Source organism: Nocardia sp. NPDC049935 (assembly GCF_055586645.1).
Map to the genome: position 1 here is coordinate 187,792 of NZ_JBVJHV010000009.1, position 17,218 is coordinate 205,009.

Annotated in this window: 16 protein-coding genes; 9 read left to right on the forward strand and 7 right to left on the reverse strand. The window is 68.9% G+C overall.

All coding sequences use genetic code 11. The features are described from left to right. Window positions 1-18 precede the first annotated feature (18 nt). On the forward strand, window positions 19-1,833 hold the full coding sequence (locus ACZ6SF_RS29455; RefSeq protein ID WP_466066456.1) for an MFS transporter: 1,815 nt from the start codon (window positions 19-21) through the stop codon (window positions 1,831-1,833). Window positions 1,834-1,843: 10 nt separating this feature from the next. Here the strand turns inward: ACZ6SF_RS29455 and ACZ6SF_RS29460 are convergent, their stop codons facing one another. Continuing rightward, window positions 1,844-2,422: a dihydrofolate reductase family protein gene (locus ACZ6SF_RS29460; protein WP_466066458.1), complete on the reverse strand. Its 579-nt coding sequence runs from the start codon at window positions 2,420-2,422 to the stop codon at window positions 1,844-1,846. Between the two features lie 174 nt (window positions 2,423-2,596). Here ACZ6SF_RS29460 and ACZ6SF_RS29465 point away from each other — a divergent pair, with 174 nt between their 5' ends. Next, window positions 2,597-3,508 carry a D-alanyl-D-alanine carboxypeptidase family protein gene (locus ACZ6SF_RS29465; protein WP_466066460.1) on the forward strand — a complete coding sequence of 304 codons (912 nt, stop codon included), beginning with the start codon at window positions 2,597-2,599 and terminating at the stop codon, window positions 3,506-3,508. A 74-nt stretch (window positions 3,509-3,582) separates the two neighbouring features. Here the strand turns inward: ACZ6SF_RS29465 and ACZ6SF_RS29470 are convergent, their stop codons facing one another. Beyond that, a complete protein-coding gene (locus ACZ6SF_RS29470; protein WP_466066461.1) occupies window positions 3,583-4,404 on the reverse strand; it encodes a class I SAM-dependent methyltransferase in 822 nt (273 codons plus the stop codon). Next, window positions 4,401-5,348: a DUF5996 family protein gene (locus ACZ6SF_RS29475; RefSeq protein WP_466066463.1), complete on the reverse strand. Its 948-nt coding sequence runs from the start codon at window positions 5,346-5,348 to the stop codon at window positions 4,401-4,403. Before ACZ6SF_RS29475 ends, ACZ6SF_RS29470 begins: the two co-directional genes overlap by 4 nt. 239 nt (window positions 5,349-5,587) lie before the next feature. Here ACZ6SF_RS29475 and ACZ6SF_RS29480 point away from each other — a divergent pair, with 239 nt between their 5' ends. Further along, the gene (locus ACZ6SF_RS29480) at window positions 5,588-6,289 is read left to right on the forward strand and encodes a DUF8020 domain-containing protein (RefSeq protein ID WP_466066465.1); all 702 of its coding nucleotides are present in this window, start codon (window positions 5,588-5,590) and stop codon (window positions 6,287-6,289) included. 71 nt (window positions 6,290-6,360) lie between these two features. Here ACZ6SF_RS29480 and ACZ6SF_RS29485 read toward each other — a convergent pair whose 3' ends face one another. After that, window positions 6,361-7,239: an SAM-dependent methyltransferase gene (locus ACZ6SF_RS29485; RefSeq protein WP_466066466.1), complete on the reverse strand. Its 879-nt coding sequence runs from the start codon at window positions 7,237-7,239 to the stop codon at window positions 6,361-6,363. A 262-nt stretch (window positions 7,240-7,501) separates the two neighbouring features. Between ACZ6SF_RS29485 and ACZ6SF_RS29490 the strand changes: the two genes are divergently transcribed. Further along, window positions 7,502-7,699, forward strand: a complete 198-nt coding sequence (locus tag ACZ6SF_RS29490) for a hypothetical protein (RefSeq protein WP_450000257.1) — start codon at window positions 7,502-7,504, stop codon at window positions 7,697-7,699. A gap of 79 nt (window positions 7,700-7,778) precedes the next feature. Here the strand turns inward: ACZ6SF_RS29490 and ACZ6SF_RS29495 are convergent, their stop codons facing one another. After that, the gene (locus ACZ6SF_RS29495) at window positions 7,779-9,155 is read right to left on the reverse strand and encodes an NAD-dependent succinate-semialdehyde dehydrogenase (RefSeq protein WP_466066468.1); all 1,377 of its coding nucleotides are present in this window, start codon (window positions 9,153-9,155) and stop codon (window positions 7,779-7,781) included. Window positions 9,156-9,221: 66 nt separating this feature from the next. Next, window positions 9,222-10,076, reverse strand: a complete 855-nt coding sequence (locus ACZ6SF_RS29500; protein ID WP_466066470.1) for an LLM class F420-dependent oxidoreductase — start codon at window positions 10,074-10,076, stop codon at window positions 9,222-9,224. A gap of 219 nt (window positions 10,077-10,295) precedes the next feature. Between ACZ6SF_RS29500 and ACZ6SF_RS29505 the strand changes: the two genes are divergently transcribed. The 5 genes from ACZ6SF_RS29505 (at window position 10,296) to ACZ6SF_RS29525 (ending at window position 15,614) form a co-directional block, all read left to right on the forward strand. Then, window positions 10,296-11,501, forward strand: coding sequence for a glycoside hydrolase family 76 protein (locus tag ACZ6SF_RS29505; protein WP_466066472.1), 1,206 nt, complete (start codon window positions 10,296-10,298; stop codon window positions 11,499-11,501). Between the two features lie 172 nt (window positions 11,502-11,673). Beyond that, entirely contained in the window at window positions 11,674-12,693 is a 1,020-nt protein-coding gene (locus ACZ6SF_RS29510; protein WP_466066473.1) for a FecCD family ABC transporter permease, read from the forward strand. Next, on the forward strand, window positions 12,687-13,772 hold the full coding sequence (locus tag ACZ6SF_RS29515; protein ID WP_466066475.1) for a FecCD family ABC transporter permease: 1,086 nt from the start codon (window positions 12,687-12,689) through the stop codon (window positions 13,770-13,772). Before ACZ6SF_RS29510 ends, ACZ6SF_RS29515 begins: the two co-directional genes overlap by 7 nt. Then, on the forward strand, window positions 13,769-14,599 hold the full coding sequence (locus ACZ6SF_RS29520) for an ABC transporter ATP-binding protein (protein ID WP_466066477.1): 831 nt from the start codon (window positions 13,769-13,771) through the stop codon (window positions 14,597-14,599). The genes ACZ6SF_RS29515 and ACZ6SF_RS29520 overlap by 4 nt, the downstream gene beginning before the upstream one ends. Window positions 14,600-14,636: 37 nt before the next feature. Beyond that, window positions 14,637-15,614 (forward strand): ABC transporter substrate-binding protein, encoded by a 978-nt coding sequence (locus ACZ6SF_RS29525; protein ID WP_466066479.1) that lies wholly within the window; start codon window positions 14,637-14,639, stop codon window positions 15,612-15,614. A 1-nt stretch (window position 15,615) separates the two neighbouring features. On the opposite strand, the gene entS is transcribed toward ACZ6SF_RS29525, so the two are convergent. Continuing rightward, window positions 15,616-16,920: an enterobactin transporter EntS gene (entS, locus tag ACZ6SF_RS29530; protein ID WP_466066481.1), complete on the reverse strand. Its 1,305-nt coding sequence runs from the start codon at window positions 16,918-16,920 to the stop codon at window positions 15,616-15,618. Between the last annotated feature and the right edge of the window lie 298 nt (window positions 16,921-17,218).

Genomic DNA, 17,218 nt, shown 5'->3' on the forward strand with positions numbered 1-17,218 from the left:
CTGCTCAGAGGACTGTTCATGACCACGCTCACCACCCGGGAACCCGGTGCGGACTCCGCGGATCCCGGACCGCACTACAAATGGATCGCGCTGTCCAACACCACCCTCGGCATGCTGATCGCCACGATCAACTCGTCCATCGTGCTGATCGCACTGCCGGATATCTTCAAGGGCATCGGCCTGAACCCGCTGGAATCGGGGAACACCAGCTATCTGCTGTGGATGATGATGGGATTCCTCGTCGTCACCGCCGTGCTGGTGGTCAGTTTCGGCCGTCTGGGAGATATGTTCGGCCGGGCCCGGATGTACAACATGGGCTTCGCCATCTTCACCGTCTCGTCCATCTTCCTGGCCGTCACCTGGTTCGACGGTTCCGAGGCGGCGATCTGGCTGATCGCCTGGCGGGTCGTGCAGGGGGTGGGCGGCGCCTTCCTGATGGCCAACAGCTCGGCCATTCTCACCGACGCGTTCCCCGCCCACCAGCGTGGACTCGCCATGGGTATCAACGGGGTCGCGGCCATCGCCGGTTCGTTCCTGGGCCTGCTCGTCGGCGGTGTCCTGGCTCCCATCCAGTGGCACTACATATTCCTGGTCTCGGTGCCGTTCGGGGTCGTCGGCACGGTGTGGGCCTATCTGAAACTGCGCGATACCGGCGTCCGCAAGCGGGCGAAGATGGACTGGTGGGGCAATGTGACCTTCGCGGTCGGTCTCGTCGCGATCCTGGTGGGTATCACCTACGGCATCCAGCCCTACGGCAGCTCCGATATGGGATGGTCGAATCCGTGGGTACTGGCCGCGATGATCGGCGGCGTCCTCGTGCTCGGCGCCTTCGTCTACATCGAAACGAAGGTCGAGAGCCCGCTGTTCGAGTTGTCGCTGTTCCGGAACCGCTCGTTCGCGTTCGGTAACGCGGCCAATCTGATGGGGTCGATCGGCCGCGGCGGCCTGCAGTTCATTCTCATCATCTGGTTACAGGGCATCTGGTTGCCGCAGCACGGCTACGACTACTCCCGCACCCCGCTGTGGGCCGGTATCTACATGCTGCCCATGACGGTCGGCTTCCTGCTCAGCGCCCCGCTGTCCGGGGCGCTGTCGGACCGGCTGGGCGCCAAGCGGTTCACCACCAGCGGACTGCTGATCACCGCGGCCACCTTCGCCGCCCTGATCGCGCTACCGGTCGACTTCGACTACTGGGTGTTCGCGCTCGTCCTGCTGGTCAACGGGATCGGCATGGGCCTGTTCTCGTCGCCGAACCGCGCCCTGGTGATGAATTCGCTCCCGGTCACCTCCCGCGGATCGGGCGCCGGGATGATGACCACCTTCCAGAACGCCGCCCAGGTGCTGTCGATCGGCCTGTTCTTCTCACTGATGATCGCCGGGCTGAGCGCCCACCTGCCGGCGGCGATGTTCGACGGCCTGACCACGGGCGGGATGGCCGACGGGCCCGCTCAGTCCATGTCTCAGCTGCCCACGGTCGCGATCCTGTTCGCGGCGTTCCTCGGCTACAACCCCATCCAGCAGGTCGGCGGTGACGCGCTGCAGGGGCTGTCGCAGTCCAGTATCGACCATCTGACCGGGCTGGAATTCTTCCCGCACCTGATCAGCGACCCGTTCTCCGACGGTCTCACCGCCGCGTTCACCTTCGCCTTGATCTGCTGTGTGCTGGGCGCGCTCTTCTCGCTGTTCACCGACAGCGGCCGGGCGGAGACGAGCGGGGGCGCAGGGGCCGCGGACCCCGGCCGTGAATCGGTCGGCGAGGAACTGGCCGCCGTCGCCTCCGTGGCGTCGGGGGAGGCCCCGTCCGAACTGATCGACGAACCCGCCCGACGCTGAGGCGGCGGCCTCAGCCGTGCCGGGTCGGCCGGTAGACGAGCTCCTGGATATGGCCGTCCAGTGTCCGGCTCTCCAGCAGTTCGAGATCGAAATCGGCCGCGCCCTGGAAGATCGGCTCGAGGCCGGTGTTCCCGGTGATCACCGGGAACACCGTCACCTGGACCCGGTCGACCAGACCGGCGGCCATCAGCGCCCGGTTCATCGACAGACTGCCGTGCGAGCGCAACGGCACGTCGGACTCCTCCTTCAGCCGGGCCACGATCTCGACGGCGTCACCCTTCGCCACGGTCGCATCCGGCCAGTCGAGGGGTTCGGACAGCGTGGTCGACACCACCGTCGCCGGCAGGTTCCGCATCCGGGTGACCCACGGGTCCCGTACGTCGGAATCCTCGCCGGCCTCGGCCAGCATCCGCGCGAACGCGCGGTAGGTGGTGGCTCCGAAGACCATCCGCTGTTTCCCTTCGTAGAGGGCGTAGCGGTGGTCGAGCAGTTCCGGACCCTGCTTACCCCAGTAGCCGGTCCAGTCGCCGCCGGCGGCGCCGAAGCCGTCGAGACTGGCGAACACGTCGAAGGTGTAGGTGGCTGTCATGGTGTCTCCTCGGTGCGGGTGATCGCGTCTGCCCATACAGACCGGACGTCGCCGTGAAACTCATCGTCGCCGGGGCCGGGCAACCGGGGCCGGGCCCGGGGACCGCGCATCGGCAGACGACTCCGCCGATCGGAAATCCCGCTGTTCGACCAGGTGGGGCCACACAATATGACGATGCGAACCTCTGCGCGTGCGCTGCTGGCGGCTGTGGCCGCAGTAGCCGTCGTCTTCGCTCCCACCGCCGCGGCTGCCCCGGTTCCGGGCAGCTCGGCTCAGCTGCCGTTCCCCCTGAGCCTGCAACCGGACGGAGTGCGGGCCCCGGCCGCGGCGCTCGCCGAGGCCGGCACCGGCCTGGTCGTGTGGTCCCGGCAGCCCGATACGCGGCTCCCCATCGCCAGTATCACCAAGGTCATGACGGCGGTGGTGGTGCTCGAATCCGGCGATCTCGACCGTCCGGTCACGGTGTCGGAGCGGGCCATCGACGCCGCGGCCGCCTACGGCGGAAGCAATGCCGGACTGGCTCCGGGTGAAGTGCTCACCGCCCGCCAGCTGTTGTACGCGATGATGCTGCCGTCCGGCTGTGATGCCGCCTACGCCCTTGCGGAGGCGTTCGGTCCCGGTCAGGACGGCTTCATCGCCGAGATGAACGCCACCGCGCAGCGGCTGGGCATGCCGAACACCCATTTCACCGACGCCAGCGGGCTCCCCGTCCCCGACGACTACTCCACCTACTCCACCCCTGCCGAACTGATCCGGCTCGGCCGCCACGCGATGGCGAATCCGGTGTTCCGGGAGATCGTCGGCACGCCGGTCTATCACCAGCCCGCCGGGCCCGCGACCCACGACCATGTCTGGGAGAACACGAACGGGCTGCTCCGCGACTACGCCGGAACCACCGGAATCAAAACCGGATCCACGAATGCCGCCGGTACCTGCGTGCTGTTCGAGGCCGCGCGGGGCGGGCAGCGGCTCATCGGCGTGGTGCTCAACAGTTCACCCCACGATCTCGACGCCGCGACAGCCGATGCCGCGCGCATCATGGACTGGGGTTTCCTTCCGATCATCAGCGGTCTGCCGATCGGCTGAGTATCGGTGGCGCCCATCGTCGCGGGCGCGTCGGCTGTAGCCGTTCACCGCGTGCTGTCGTTCACGCTCCCGGTTCAGAACGCGAAGCGGTTCAGCATGTCGTATCGCCGGGCCGGTGTCGCGCACACCAGCCGGTACAGCAGCCCCAGCGGGGTGGTGGGAATCCGCGCGCAACCGGCGAACCCCGGGGTGGCCTCGAGGAATCGCAACCGCGGGTTCCACCTCTCCAGCTCCCGCGCGTCGCGAATTCCCCAGGTGATGATGCCCTTGGTGAAGATCTTCGAGAACCGCGGACCGCTCGGTGTCAGGGTGTCGAAGAGTAGCTCGCCGGTGGGAAACCGGTCGGTCACGCGCTGCAACAGGGTCCGGACCTGCGGTTCACGCAGATACATGAGCAGTCCCTCGGCGACGACGAGTACGGGGCGGTCGCCGGGAATCCCGGCCGGCCAGGAGCTGTCGGTCACCGAGGCGCCGATCATCCGGTAGTTGTCCCGGTCCTCGTAGAGCCGGCGCCGCAGCGCGATGACCTCGGGCAGGTCGATATCGAACCAGCGGACCCCGCGCGGCGGGTGCAGCCGGAAGGCCCGGGTGTCCATTCCGCAGCCGAGGTGCAGTACCGAGGCGTCCGGGTGGCGCCCGAGGAAATCGGCCGACCAGGTGTCGAACCGGGAGGCCCGCAGCGCGACCAGCCATTGATTGATCCCCGGGCGCAGCGCACGGCGGATCCGCGGCCAGTCGTAGTCGATCCGGCCCACCGCCTCGACCGCCGCCGTATCCCCGAGAATCGGCCGCGGGGAACGACCGTCGCAGGCCCGCAGGTACAGCGTGCAGAGGTTGGTCCACTCCACCGAACCCCAGCGGACCGCGGAGAAGTCGACGGTGTCCGCCCGGTTCACGGCTGCTGCCGGGGCCGGTCGCGGACGGGTGGGGGAGCCTGTTCGAGGTGCTCGCGGTCCCAGCGGGCGGCGTCGGCCGCGGCCTCGTAGGTGGTCTGCAGAAACTCCAGCACCATCGCGTCGGGATCCGCGGCGGTGCGCACGGCCTGGTAGGGCAGCAGGAATTCGTGGATATCGCGGTCGTAGCGGGCCGGTGACCCGACCGGTGCGTCCGCGTACCCGGCCGGTTCCGGATAGGCGTAGGCGTAGAAACTGCCCTCGGCCGAGCCGCCGGGCCAGAAACCGGCGCTGGCCAATTCGTGGGAATAACCCTCGACCATGACCCAGTCCGCGCAATTCGGCGCGCCGCCGGGGTGCGCCGGTGCGCTACGCCCCGAGAACCGGGTGCAGGCGAGGTCCATGGCGCCCCAGAAGAAATGCACCGGACTCGTTTTCCCGGTGAACCGGCCGCGGAACTCGTTGAGGATACGGTCGGCGTGCACCAGCTGACGCCAGAAGGCATGGGCGTGGCCGGGGTCGTAGGTGTTGTGCTCGATATCCTCGGCGAACGGTACGGCGCGGGCGACCTCGACCGGTCTGGCCAGGATGTCGATATGGATGTCCAGGGCGTGCAGCGCCGCCATGACCTCGGCGTAGAACGCGGCCACGGTCACCGGCTCGAGCGCGATCCGGCGCCGATCGCCGCCGCCGGCCCGGATGAGCAGCTCGTGCTCGACGAAGTCGAACTCGATATCGAACACATCGTCGCCGTAGGGAATCGCGGAGGTCGTCAATCCGCGAGCGGTGACGTAGAGCGGGACCTGCCACCAGTGGTTGACCATCGGAGCCCGGGCCAGCCGGATCTTGCCGATGATCTGGGTCCACATATGCAGCGTGTCACGGGTGGCCGTCCAGTCGTCCACTCGAAGGGCCGGCCAGGGCTCGCTCTGCGGTGGCGTGGGCATCGTCGCTTCCCTTCATCCGGGCCGCGGCCGAGAGCGAGGCCCGGTCGGTGGATGTCGCGGTAATACATCTCACAGCAAAGGACCGGATCGACTTTTTCCGCTTTCCGAGCGGCGGATTTGCTGGGCGCGTTTGCTGACCGATTACCTTATTCGATCTTGTTATGTGGATCGCTGTTGTTTCGGTAACAAAGGCGTAACTATATTGGGTCAGTCTACTGACGGGTGCCTCGAGTTCCCGCGTGCCGGATGGTGGTGACGCATCTACTGATGAAAGTGCTGAAGGTATGAATTTCAAGAAGATGGCCGCAGTATCTGCACTGGTCATTGCGGCTATGGGTATCGGCGCCGGTACGTCCTACGCGCAGCCCGCGGCGGTCGAGAATCCGGATATCCACTACACGGCCGACGTGGTTGATAAATCCGTGATCATCCGCACCGACGCCGGATCGCTGACCACCGAGGACAACATGCTCCAGATTCGCGACAATCTCGACAATGTGGTTGCTGGATTCCCGCTGAGCTATCTTCGCGACGGTCTTCAGTATCCGATCGGGGTCGTGCAGTCCGGTGCGAACGAGGTCGCCCTGACGCCGAGCGTCGATCCGGCGGCCGCCACGCCCGCTCCGATGCTGCACGATGTCGCCTCGCAGGAGCAGGTCGACGACGCGGTCTCCAACGCCAGCACTCAGTTCGGTCTCGCGACCAGCATCGGCACCCTCATCGGCACCCTGATCGGCCTCGGCGGCGGCTGCGTGCTGGGCGCGATCGTCGGCACGCCGTTCCTGGCCATCCCCGGCTGGATCGGTGGCTGCCTCACCGGTGCGGCCGTCGGCGCCCCGCTGGGCGCCGCGGCGGGTCTGGTGACCGTGGGCGGCGTCGCCGGTATCGCCGTCGCCGTCGAGTACTTCAACCGGATCAACGCGCCCGCGCCGGCCGCCTGACGGCGACAACGCGACGCAACCGGCCCGGATCGCGGAAACCGCGATCCGGGCCGGTTCGTTTTCGGTGGTCCCTATCGGCTCCGCAGGGGAAGAACCCGGCCCGGCCCGCGCCGCGGAATCCGGCCGAGCCCGCCGAGGGTGAGCCGCTCCTCCGCGGATCCGGTGCGGGTGGGTGGTCCGTGCGGCCACCACTCGTCCAGTGCGGTCAGTCCCGGCTCGAGAATATCGAGCGCGCCGAAGAGTTCCCGGATCTGTTCGGGGCTGCGGTACCGCACCGGGCCCAAACCGGTTTCGGTGTGGGCGTATTCGAGGTCGCGGGCCAGTTCGTGCAGATCCGGATAGGCGGGACCGGGATCGCAGTAGTGGCTGATCGCCACATAGGACCCGGCCGGCAGGAGTTCGGTGTAGCGGGCCACGACTCCGGCCGGATCGTCGCGCTCGTCGAGGTGGTGCAGGACGGCGCCGAATACGACGGCGACGGGACGGCGCATATCGAGGTGGCGGCCGGCCGTCGCCAGGACGGCTTCGGCATCGATGAGATCGCCCGGGAGGTAACGGGTGTTCTCGTTGCGCTCCAGCATGGCCCGCCCGTGGGCGACGCAGAGCGGGTCGTGGTCGGCATAGACGAATTTCACCTCGCTGCGCCCGCACTCCTGCGCGACGATATGCAGCGGATCGCGGGTCGGCATCCCCGCGCCGAGGTCGAGGAACTGCCCGATCCCCGCACTCTCGGCCAGTAGCCGGACCGCACGGGCGAGCCAGCGGCGGTTCATCCGGTGAACATCGCCCTGGCGCGGTGCGATTCGCCGGATCGAGTCGAAGGCGAACCGGTCGACCGCGTAGTTGTCCTTGCCGCCCAGGCTGTAGTCGTAGGCGCGGGGCACACTGGGCCGGCCGGTATCCGGGCCGACAGGTCGGGCGCGGACCGGTTCCGCGGTATCGGTCGTCATCACGCCTCCGTCACATACCGGGCGGTTGCCTTCTCGCGAAAGCCTCTCGACGGTAACACGGCAACATAATCCATGGCTATGTTGCGAATTCGGGTTTGTGGAATCGATACGTTCGCGATGCGGCCGCGTGCGGACCGGATGGTTGTGAAACGCGATCGGGTCCCTCGTTGTGAGTCGGCCCGGTTTGCGGGTATGCGCGACACAGGAACTCGATGACCTCGCTCGGAGGTCACGGCTTCCGCTGGAACTCCAGGAGGTTCATATGCTCGCCACAGCCGCCGCCGTCGTGTTCGGTCTCGCGCTCATCCTCGATCTGGCCGACGCCACTCTGGGTGACTCGGTCAACGGTGGCACCCTCATCATCGTCGGACTCTTGCTCGTCGCCCTGCATCTCGCGGGATTCGGGACCCGCTCGGGCGCCGGGGGCCGGTCGTGGAACTGGCGCCGCGCCCGCCGCTGAACCGGTTCCGGCCGGCTCGGCGGCCACCGGCCGGGCCTCGGGACCGCGCGTGTCACAGCGGTTCCCGAGGCCCGGACGGTTATCTGCTCGCGGTGCGCCGGAGGCGGGTGTTGACGAATTCGCCCATACCCCAGCGTCCCAGTTCCCGTCCGTAGCCGGATTGTTTGACACCGCCGAAGGGCAGGCCGGGCAAGGTCGTTCCGTGTTCGTTGATATAGGTCATCCCGACCTCGAGCCGATCGGCGACCTCGGCCGCGTGCCGGGGATCGGCGCTCCAGACCGAACCGCTCAACCCGAAATCGACATCGTTGGCCAGCCGTACCGCCTCGTCGGCGGAGGAGACCCGGTAGACCATCGCGGCCGGACCGAAGATCTCCTCGGAGTAGGCGTCCATCTCCGGGGTGATATCGGTGAGGACGGCGGGCCGCAGGAACGCCCCGTCGCCCTCCACCGGTGAGCCGCCCGTACGCAGTGTCGCGCCCTGCCGCACCGCGGTATCGATCTGCCGGGCGACGGTGTCACGCGCGGAAACCGAGGACAGCGGCCCGACTTCGGTGGCGGGATCGGCCGGATCGCCGACCACCGCGCGGTCGAATTCGCTCACCAGTCCGCGCACGAAATCGTCGTAGAGTTCGTCCAGCACGATGAATCGTTTCGGTGAATTGCAGGCTTGGCCCGCATTCGACAGCCGGGCCCGGGCGGCCGTGCGCACCGTTTCGGCCATATCGTCGGTGTCCAGCAGGATGAAAGGGTCGGAGCCGCCGAGTTCGAGAACGGATTTCTTCACATTCTTGGCGGCCTCCGCCGCGACCGCGGCGCCGGCCCGTTCGCTACCCGTGAGCGATACTCCGCGAATGGCCGGATGTGCCAGGAAAGCGGCGATCTGATCGGAACTCGCGTACACGTTGATATACACGTCGCCGGGAATCCCCGCGTCGTGCAACGCCTCCGCCATGAGATTCGACGAGGCGGCGCAGATCGACGCGTGCTTGAGAATAATCGTATTTCCCAGCAGCAGATTCGGCGCCGCGAAACGGGCGACCTGATAGTAGGGATAGTTCCAGGGCATCACTCCGACCAGCGGGCCGATCGGCAGAGTCTGGACCAGCGATTCGTCGGCCCCCTGGGGGTCGAGCCGCTCGGGCTCCAGCAATGCGGGGCCGTGCTCGGCGTACCAGCGATAGATATCCGCGGCGAGTTGTACCTCGCCGGCGGCCTGCTGCGCCGGTTTTCCCATTTCCCGGGTGATCGCCGCGGCCAATTCGGCCGATCGCCGCTCGTACAGATCCGCGGTCCGCGCGAGCGCGGCGGCGCGTTCGGTCACCGGTACCTGCCGCCACACCTGGAAACCCGCGGCCGCGCTGTCGGCGATTTCGGAAATCCGGTCGTCGGACAGTCCGGGGAATTCGTGTTCCGTAGTACCTGTGGTCGGGTTCGTCGTCACATAAGTACTCATCCGGTAATGCTACGGACCCCCGGCCGCTGATTCGATCGCCTTCGAGCCGGGTATCCGTCGTGCCGGTTACCGGCCGGAGACGAGCCCGGAATCGCGGATCGCCTCGGCCAGCGGTTCCAGGACGGCCGGGTCGTGCGGTGTCGGGAGATAGATGATCGCGAGATCCAGGCCCGCGTCGCCCAGGGTGGCCGCCCAGTCGACGACCGCCCCGTAACCGAGCGAGGGGTCCATCCGGGTCTGGGCCGAGAGCGTGATCTCCTTCGGATCGCGGCCGATATCGGCGCAGTGCGCCGCCAGCACATCACGCTTACGGATGAACTCCTCGGGGGTTCCGTTGACGAAATTCCAGTGCTGGGCGTAGCGCGCGGTGATCCGGAGGGTGCGCTTCTCGCCGTTGCCGCCGATGCAGATCGGAGGGTGCGGGCGCTGCGGGCCCTTGGGTTCGTTGCGCGCGTCCTTCAGCTGATAGAAGGTGCCGTCGAAATCGGTGGTCTCCTGGCTCAGCAGGCCGATCAGCACCTGGCAGGCCTCCTCGAAACGGTCCATCCGTTCGGTGACCGTGCCCAACTCGATCCCGTAGGCCCCGGATTCCTCCTCGTTCCAGCCCGCGCCGATCCCGAGTTCGAGCCGCCCGCCGGAGATGATGTCGAGCGCGGCGGCCATATTGGCCAGCACCGCGGGATGGCGATAGTGCACACCGGTCACCATCGTGCCCAGACGCAGTCGTTCGGTGGCCTGCGCGAGTGCGGTGAGGGTGGTCCAGCCTTCGAGGCAGGGGCCGGTGGAGTCGGAGAAGATCGGGTAGAAGTGGTCGAACGTCCAGCCGGATTCGTAGATATCGATCTCGTCGGCGGCCCGCCAGACGGCGAGCATATCGGCCCAGGTGGTTTCCTGCGGGGAGGTCTTGAACGCGAATCGCATATCGCCAGGCTATGAGTTGGAGAGCACTCCAGGTCAAGCCGAATCGCGGTGTGTCGGATGCCGTCGCCCGGGCCGTTCGGATATTCGCCGGCCGGGGCGCCGGTGGCCTCGATCACGGTGGATTCCGGCGCCGTGCCGGTACGGCCGGCGCGGGATAGACTCGCGCTGTCCGGTTCGCCGCCGCCGAGGATCGTTGTTCAGCAAGGGGAGTCCGAGCGGATGGATCGCCGGAACGCGGGGATCGGCCGGCGCACCGTGTTGTTCGCCGCCGGCGCCGGCGTCGCCCTCACCGCGCTGGCCCAGCCGATGGCGGCGGCCCCGATCACCCGCACCGCCACCGCGGGTCCCATGCAGTGCGGGCAACGAGCGGATCTGGCCGAGCAGGCGATCGTCTCCCGGCATGTGCGGGCCGTGTGGGGTATGCCCGGGATGCGGCTGGGCGCGCTCACCTGGCCCCGCTCACTGCCCGAACAGTCGTTCGCGCAATGGCACTACTGGTGGCAGGCTCATCTGCTCGACTGCGCGGTGGACGCCGCGGACCGGGCCCGTACTCCGGAACGGGTCGACCGGGTCACCGCGCTCGCCCGCGGGATCCGTGCCCGCAACCTGACCGGCTGGACGAATCGGTACTACGACGATATGGCGTGGCTGGCGCTGTCGCTGGAACGGGCCGACCGGCTGCTCGGCGTCCGGTTCGGCAGTGCGGTGGGAGACCTGCGGGCCGCCCTGATGGCCGGCCGGAATCCCGGTATCGGCGCGCTGCCCTGGCGATTCGGAGACGACTACTACAACACGCCGGCCAACGGTCCGGCCGGAATCGCGCTGGCCCGGCTGGGCGAACTGCCGCGTGCCCGCGAACTCGCCGATTTCCTGCACACCCGGTTGCGCGATCCCGGCAGCGGCCTGATCCTCGACGGCGTCCACGAACCCGGTGGCCGGGTGGACCGGACCGTTCACACCTACTGCCAGGGGGTCGCCATCGGGCTGGATACCGAACTCGCCGTGCGCACCGGTGAATCCGCATACCGCCGCCGCGTCCGCGCGCTGATCGCCGCGACCGAGGCCCGGCTCACGGACCGGGGCGTGATCTGCGCGGCCGCTGACGACGATGCCGGGCTGTTCATGGGCATCCTCGCGCGCTATCTTGCGGTCGCGGCCGTGGAACTGGGGGATACCACCGCGGCCGATATCGTGCACGCGTCGGCGCGCGCGGCCTGGAACCACCGCGCGGAAGTCGACGGGCTGCCGCTGTTCGGCGCCGACTGGACCCGCGATGTCACGGTGCCGGAGCAGCCGGGAACACTGCCCCAGTTCACCGATTCCTCGGCGGTGGCCTCGGCGAATCTGAGCCGCGATCTATCGGTGCAGCTGAGCGGCTGGATGCTGCTCGAAGCGGACTACCGGCTCACCGCGGCGGGACGCTGAGGGTCGCGGTCGCACAGGGTGGTTCGACCGGTGACCGCCGCCCGCCGGTGCGTGCCGGGATCCGGTCAGCGAGGCGCCGACACCCTCAGGTAACCCGAGGCTAAACTAAGTCGCGGCCGTGCCGCTACTTCGCAGCCATCGAACGACGCCGGACGAATCGAGGACTACCGCAGTGCCCCCAGCGACCACGACCCGTCCGCGGACGGCGCCGCCGCGGACCGTCGTCCTTCTGGTCCTGGTGGTTGTCCTGGTCGTACTGCTGGCCGGAGGGCTTTTCGTGGGCAGCGGCGATTTCACGGTGAACGAGGCCTGGCGGGCGTTGTTCGATGACGGCACCGCCACCACCCTCGGTGTCATCCGGGAGCAGCGAATACCCCGCACACTGCTGGCGGCGCTGGTGGGCGCCGCCCTCGGGGTGGCCGGTGCGGTGATGCAGGGCATGACCCGTAACCCCCTGGCCGACCCCGGCATTCTCGGTGTGAACTCCGGTGCGTACTTCGCCATGGTGCTCGGCTCCGTCGTCGCGGGCGCCGCGGGCGCCGGACTGCTCTGGTGGTCGCTGGGCGGCGCGTTCGCCGCCTCGATCCTGGTGTACTTCGTCGGCTCCCGCGGGGTCGGCGGGGCGAGTCCGGCCCAACTCGTGCTGACCGGCGTCGCGATCGCCTCCATGCTCAGCGGACTGGCATTCGGCCTGACGATGATTCACCCGAAAACCTTCGACGCCATCCGGGGGCTGCTGATCGGCACCCTCGACGGTCGCGGCTGGCCGCAGTTGTCGGCCACCTGGCCGCTGGTGCTGATCGGAGTGATCGGTGCGGTCGCGCTGGCGGGGTATCTCAACGCGCTCGCGCTCGGTGACGATCGCGCCAACGCGCTCGGCGTACCGGTGACCGCGGTGCGCGGCGTCGGTTTCGTGGAGGTCACGGTGCTGTGCGGCGCGGCCACCGCGGCGGTCGGGCCGCTCAGTTTCGTGGGCTTGATGGTCCCGCACGCGGTGCGGATGACCATCGGGCCGGATCACCGCTGGATGATCCCGTTGTGCCTGGTGGTGGGGCCGATCGTGCTGGTGGGTTCCGATCTGGTGGCCCGTGTCGCGACCGCGAGTGAACTGCCGGTGGGGATGGTGACCGCGTTCCTCGGGGCGCCGGTGCTGATCTGGCTGGCCCGGCGTGAGAAGGGTGCGCAATGGTGACCGGCGCCGCGCCGGCCACCGCCCGCTGGCCCCGGCGGGTGCGATTCGTCCGGGTGCCCCGCCTCGGGCTGAGCCTGCGTGTCGATATCGTCTCGGTGGCGATCACGGTCGCGTTCGTCCTGATCACCGCGGTGGTCGGGGTCGTATCGCTGGGGGCGAGCACCACGAGCACACCCGGCCTGGGGTTCGTCGAAGTCCTCGAGGTGCTCACCGGGCAGATCGGCGGCAGGCCCGCCGATCACGTCGCCGACTGGCTGCCGGTGGTGATCACCGCGATTCTCGGCGGCGCCTCGCTGGCGCTGTCGGGAGCCATCTTCCAGACCCTCACCCGCAATCCGCTCGGCAGTCCGGACATCATCGGCTTCACCACCGGTGCCAATACCGGCGCCTTGGTCGCGATGCTGGTCTTCGGGCTCGGTACGGGTGGTGCGACGGTCGGCGCCCTGCTCGGCTGCCTGCTCACCGCACTGGTGGTCTATTTCCTCGGAATGCGCGGCGGGACGGGGAACCTCCGGTTCATCATCGTCGGTATCGGCGTGTCGGCCATGCTGCTGTCGTTCAACGGCTACCTGGTCGCCACCGCCGATGCGCAGAACGCCGGGGCGGCGGCGGCCTGGGGTATGGGAAATCTGCGGGATCTCACCATGGCCGATACGGTGCCCGTGTTCGTGACGCTGGCCGTCCTGGTCCCGGCGTTGGTCGTGATCGCGCCCCGGATGCGCATGTTCGAACTGGGGACGGATTCGGCGGCGAGCAAGGGCGTCGACACCGAACGCACCCAGATGATGTTGCTGGTGATCGGCGTCGGCTTCGCGGCGGCGACCACCGCGATCGCCGGGCCGATCGCCTTCGTGGCGCTCGTCGCGCCCCAGGTGGCGGCCCGGATCACCCCGAGCGCGGGGATCCCGCTGGTGACCTCGGCGGCGGTGGGCGCCACCCTGCTGGTTTCCAGCGAGGTGGTGGCGCGCACGATCCTGGCGCCGCAGACCCAGCTGCCGGTCGGCGTGGTCACCACCTCGCTGGGCGGTGTGTACCTGCTGTTCCTCCTGCTCGCCCGGTCCCGAAAGGCTCGCCCGTGACCAGCAATCCCCTGCCGGACGACACTCCGGGGCGGCTCACCGGCACCGATCTGCGGGTCGGTTACGGCGAACGCACGGTGCTCGCCGATCTCGATGTGCTGGTGCCCGACGGATCGTTCACCGTGATCGTCGGACCGAACGCCTGCGGGAAATCGACGCTGTTGCGGACGCTGTCACGGCTGCTGCGCCCACAGCGCGGCGCGGTACTGCTCGACGGGCGCGACGTGACCGGCTACGGAGGCAAGGAGTTCGCCAGAGAGGTCGGATTGCTGCCGCAGCAGTCGATCGCGCCGGACGGGATCACGATCATCGACCTGGTCTCGCGGGGGCGGTTCCCGTACCAGAGGATGTTCCGCCAGTGGACCGAGGAAGACCAGGAAGCGGTCGATTTCGCACTCCGGGTCACCCGGCTGACCGAGCTGTCGACGCGGCCGGTCGAGGCGCTGTCCGGTGGCCAGCGCCAGCGGGTGTGGATCGCGATGGCGCTCGCCCAGCAGACGCCGATCCTGCTGCTGGACGAGCCGACTACCTACCTGGACCTCGGCCACCAGATCGAAGTGCTGGACCTGTGCGTCGACCTCAACAGGCGCGGGACCACACTCGTCGCGGTATTGCACGACCTCAATCCGGCCGCCCGCTACGCCTCGCACATCATCGCCATGCGCGGTGGGGAGATCGTCGCCGCGGGCCCGCCCGCCGACCTCATCACCACCGCGCTCGTCGAGCAGGTTTTCGGGGTGTATTCGCAGGTCATCGATGATCCGCAAACCGGGACACCCCTGGTGGTACCGCTGGCGCAGGGAGCGGTCCGGATCGACAGTGCGTGAACCGTGCCCGCCGGGCACCCAACCGAGAAGGAGATCCATGTCGAGACGGCGTATCAGCGTGGCGGTGGCGGTACTGGCGAGTGTGGTTCTCGCGACCCCGGCCTGCGTCCGGTCCGACGACACCACCTACGAGGTGTTCGACGATCCGGAGGCGACGCCGGGCTACTCGCTGCCCGACGAGCCGCGGGTGGTGGCGCTCGGCTGGTCCGACGGCGCGGTCGCGCTGGAGCTGGGGGTGAAACCGGTGGCGATCTACGACTGGATGGGTTTCGGGGAGGCCACCAAGGGTGTCGGCGAGTGGGATGCCGCCGCGTTCGGTGACACCTCGCCCGAACTACTGTCCGCGCAGAGCGCGGGGGAGTTCAATATGCAGCAGATCGAGGAACTCGACCCCGATCTGATCCTCGACGTGCGGGCGAAGGACGACAGTGCCGTCACCGACAATCTGCGCGAGATCGCGCCGGTGGTCACCGCGCCCGAGGGCACCGGTGATTTCGCGGTCGACTGGCAGACCCAGGCCCGGATCATCGGCGCGGCCCTCGGCAAGCGCGACGCGGCGGACAAGATCATCGCCGAAACCGCCGGGGCGCAACGGGCGGTCGCCGATCGGCATCCCGAATTCGCCGGCCGGACGTTCGTCTACGCCGCCAAATACGGCACCGCCTACGGCGCCTATCTGGCCGGAGATGCCCGCTTCGATTTCTTCGCCGACCTCGGGTTCGTGCCGAATCCGCCGATCACCCGGCTGCAGAGTTCGGGATTCTTCGCGCAGGTCCCGGTGGAGCGGGTGGGTGATCTCGACGCGCAGACCGGGGTGTTCACCACCATCGGGCTGCCCTTCGCCGACCTCGAGAACGACCCCCTGATCAACTCGCTGGCCGTGGTGCGCGACGGACACGCCGTGCGGTTGCCCGAAAGCGATCCGGCCGTCCAGGCTTTGTCGGCCGGCACCCCGGAATCGCTGCGGTTCGCCCTGGACCGCATCACCCCGCAGCTGGCGGCCGCGGCGGGGTGATTCACCGCGGCGCCGGTGCCGCGCCGTCCGGCGCCGGTGCCGCGCCGTCGAGGTGTCTCAGGGTCGCGAGCAGCCACCACAGCGCGACGGTCACCAGGCAGCCGCAGGCGCCGTAGACGAGAAAGGCCGATCGGGCCGGCACCGCGCTCGCGACGCCGCCCGCGACGACCGCGCCCAGCGACAGCGCGATGGTGAGCTGCGCGGTCCACAGGCCCGAGACCCGGCCGCGGAACTCGTCGGGGGTGTGGGCCTGAACCACCGCGAATCGCGCGATATCGGCGACCACCCGCCCCGCGCCGTGTGCGGCCAGTCCGGTGAACACCACCACCGTGGCGGCGACGAGTCCGGCGCCGGCGAGCCCGGCCGCGGAGACGAGGGTGGCCACGAAGATCACCTGACCGCCGCGCCGGATCGAACCGGTCCAGCCCGAGGTGAGTGAACCGAGGACCGCCCCGGCCGCCGGCGCCGCGAACAGCAGGCCGGCGGTGGTTTCCCCGCCGTGCAGGACCTCGCTCACATACTCCGGGATGAGGACGTTCCAGCCCGACAGCAGCATGGTCACGCAGCCCACCAGCAGGGTCGCCCCGACGATCCGGTGGCCCGCGACGAAACGCACACCGTCCAGCGCGGCCCGGACCGGCGACCCGGCGGGGCCGCGTTCGGCCCGCATCGGGCCGAGCCGCGCGAGGAGCACAGTGGTCACCAGGCCCGCCGCGGCCGCCAGCCAGAAGTTGGCCGCGACGTCGAGCCAGGCGATGAGCAGACCGGCGAGCGCGGGCGCGGCCATATGGCCGAGATCGGCCGTCAGGGCCATCAGCGCGGCTCCCGCGGCGAGCCGGTCGGGCGGGATCAGTCCCGGTATCGCCGCGACCAGCGCTGTCTCGGAGATCCCGCCGGTGAGGCCGTCCACGACCGCGCACAGCAGGATCACCCAGAGCCGGGGTTCGGGGAGCATGGCGTTCACGGCGAGGACGGCGAATCCCAGGGTCGCGGCGGCCCGGGAGGACACGATCACCGCCCGCCGGTCGAAATGGTCCGCCGCCGGGCCACCGATCAGGGTGCCCGCGAAAGCGGACAGACCGATCACCGTGGCGACCGTCGCGACCATCGCGGTCGATCCGGTCAGCCGGTAGACCTGGATCGGGAGCGCGACCACCAGGAACCCGATCCCGAATACCGAGATAGAGCGGGCCAGGAACAGGGTCCGGAACGCGGGGCTGGTACGCAGCGGGGTCAGGTCGACCGCGATCCGGCGCGCCGGAACGATGGCGGTCCTGCCGCGACGGCGGCGTTGCTCCCCGGCCACGGGCGGGCTCCTCTCGATCGCACCGCTCGGCCGGTGCGACGCGGCGACTGCGGATCGGATCGAGGCTACCGGTGACCGGGCGGGCCCGATCGATGTGGTGCGCGCGGGGCCGGCAGCCGCGCGGAAAAACTCTCCCGAGGCTCTGCGTATGATCCCGGTCACCGGGACGATCGAAGTGTGCTACTCCTGAGTAAGCCCATCTGAACTGGGGTTTTGCAGAAACAGGTATACCCCGGGCCGTTCGACCCGCGTGCCCCGGCGGCGCGTGCCCGATGCTGGTATCCGAACGAGTCGGCAC

What these genes read in the sequence shown, in the direction of transcription:
- ACZ6SF_RS29455 (WP_466066456.1), top strand. Translation starts at nt 19, where the DNA reads ATGACCACGCTCACCACCCGGGAACCCGGTGCGGACTCCGCGGATCCC.
- ACZ6SF_RS29460 (WP_466066458.1), bottom strand. Translation starts at nt 2,422, where the DNA reads ATGACAGCCACCTACACCTTCGACGTGTTCGCCAGTCTCGACGGCTTC.
- ACZ6SF_RS29465 (WP_466066460.1), top strand. Translation starts at nt 2,597, where the DNA reads ATGCGAACCTCTGCGCGTGCGCTGCTGGCGGCTGTGGCCGCAGTAGCC.
- ACZ6SF_RS29475 (WP_466066463.1), bottom strand. Translation starts at nt 5,348, where the DNA reads ATGCCCACGCCACCGCAGAGCGAGCCCTGGCCGGCCCTTCGAGTGGAC.
- ACZ6SF_RS29485 (WP_466066466.1), bottom strand. Translation starts at nt 7,239, where the DNA reads ATGACGACCGATACCGCGGAACCGGTCCGCGCCCGACCTGTCGGCCCG.
- ACZ6SF_RS29490 (WP_450000257.1), top strand. Translation starts at nt 7,502, where the DNA reads ATGCTCGCCACAGCCGCCGCCGTCGTGTTCGGTCTCGCGCTCATCCTC.
- ACZ6SF_RS29495 (WP_466066468.1), bottom strand. Translation starts at nt 9,155, where the DNA reads ATGAGTACTTATGTGACGACGAACCCGACCACAGGTACTACGGAACAC.
- ACZ6SF_RS29500 (WP_466066470.1), bottom strand. Translation starts at nt 10,076, where the DNA reads ATGCGATTCGCGTTCAAGACCTCCCCGCAGGAAACCACCTGGGCCGAT.
- ACZ6SF_RS29505 (WP_466066472.1), top strand. Translation starts at nt 10,296, where the DNA reads ATGGATCGCCGGAACGCGGGGATCGGCCGGCGCACCGTGTTGTTCGCC.
- ACZ6SF_RS29515 (WP_466066475.1), top strand. Translation starts at nt 12,687, where the DNA reads ATGGTGACCGGCGCCGCGCCGGCCACCGCCCGCTGGCCCCGGCGGGTG.
- ACZ6SF_RS29525 (WP_466066479.1), top strand. Translation starts at nt 14,637, where the DNA reads ATGTCGAGACGGCGTATCAGCGTGGCGGTGGCGGTACTGGCGAGTGTG.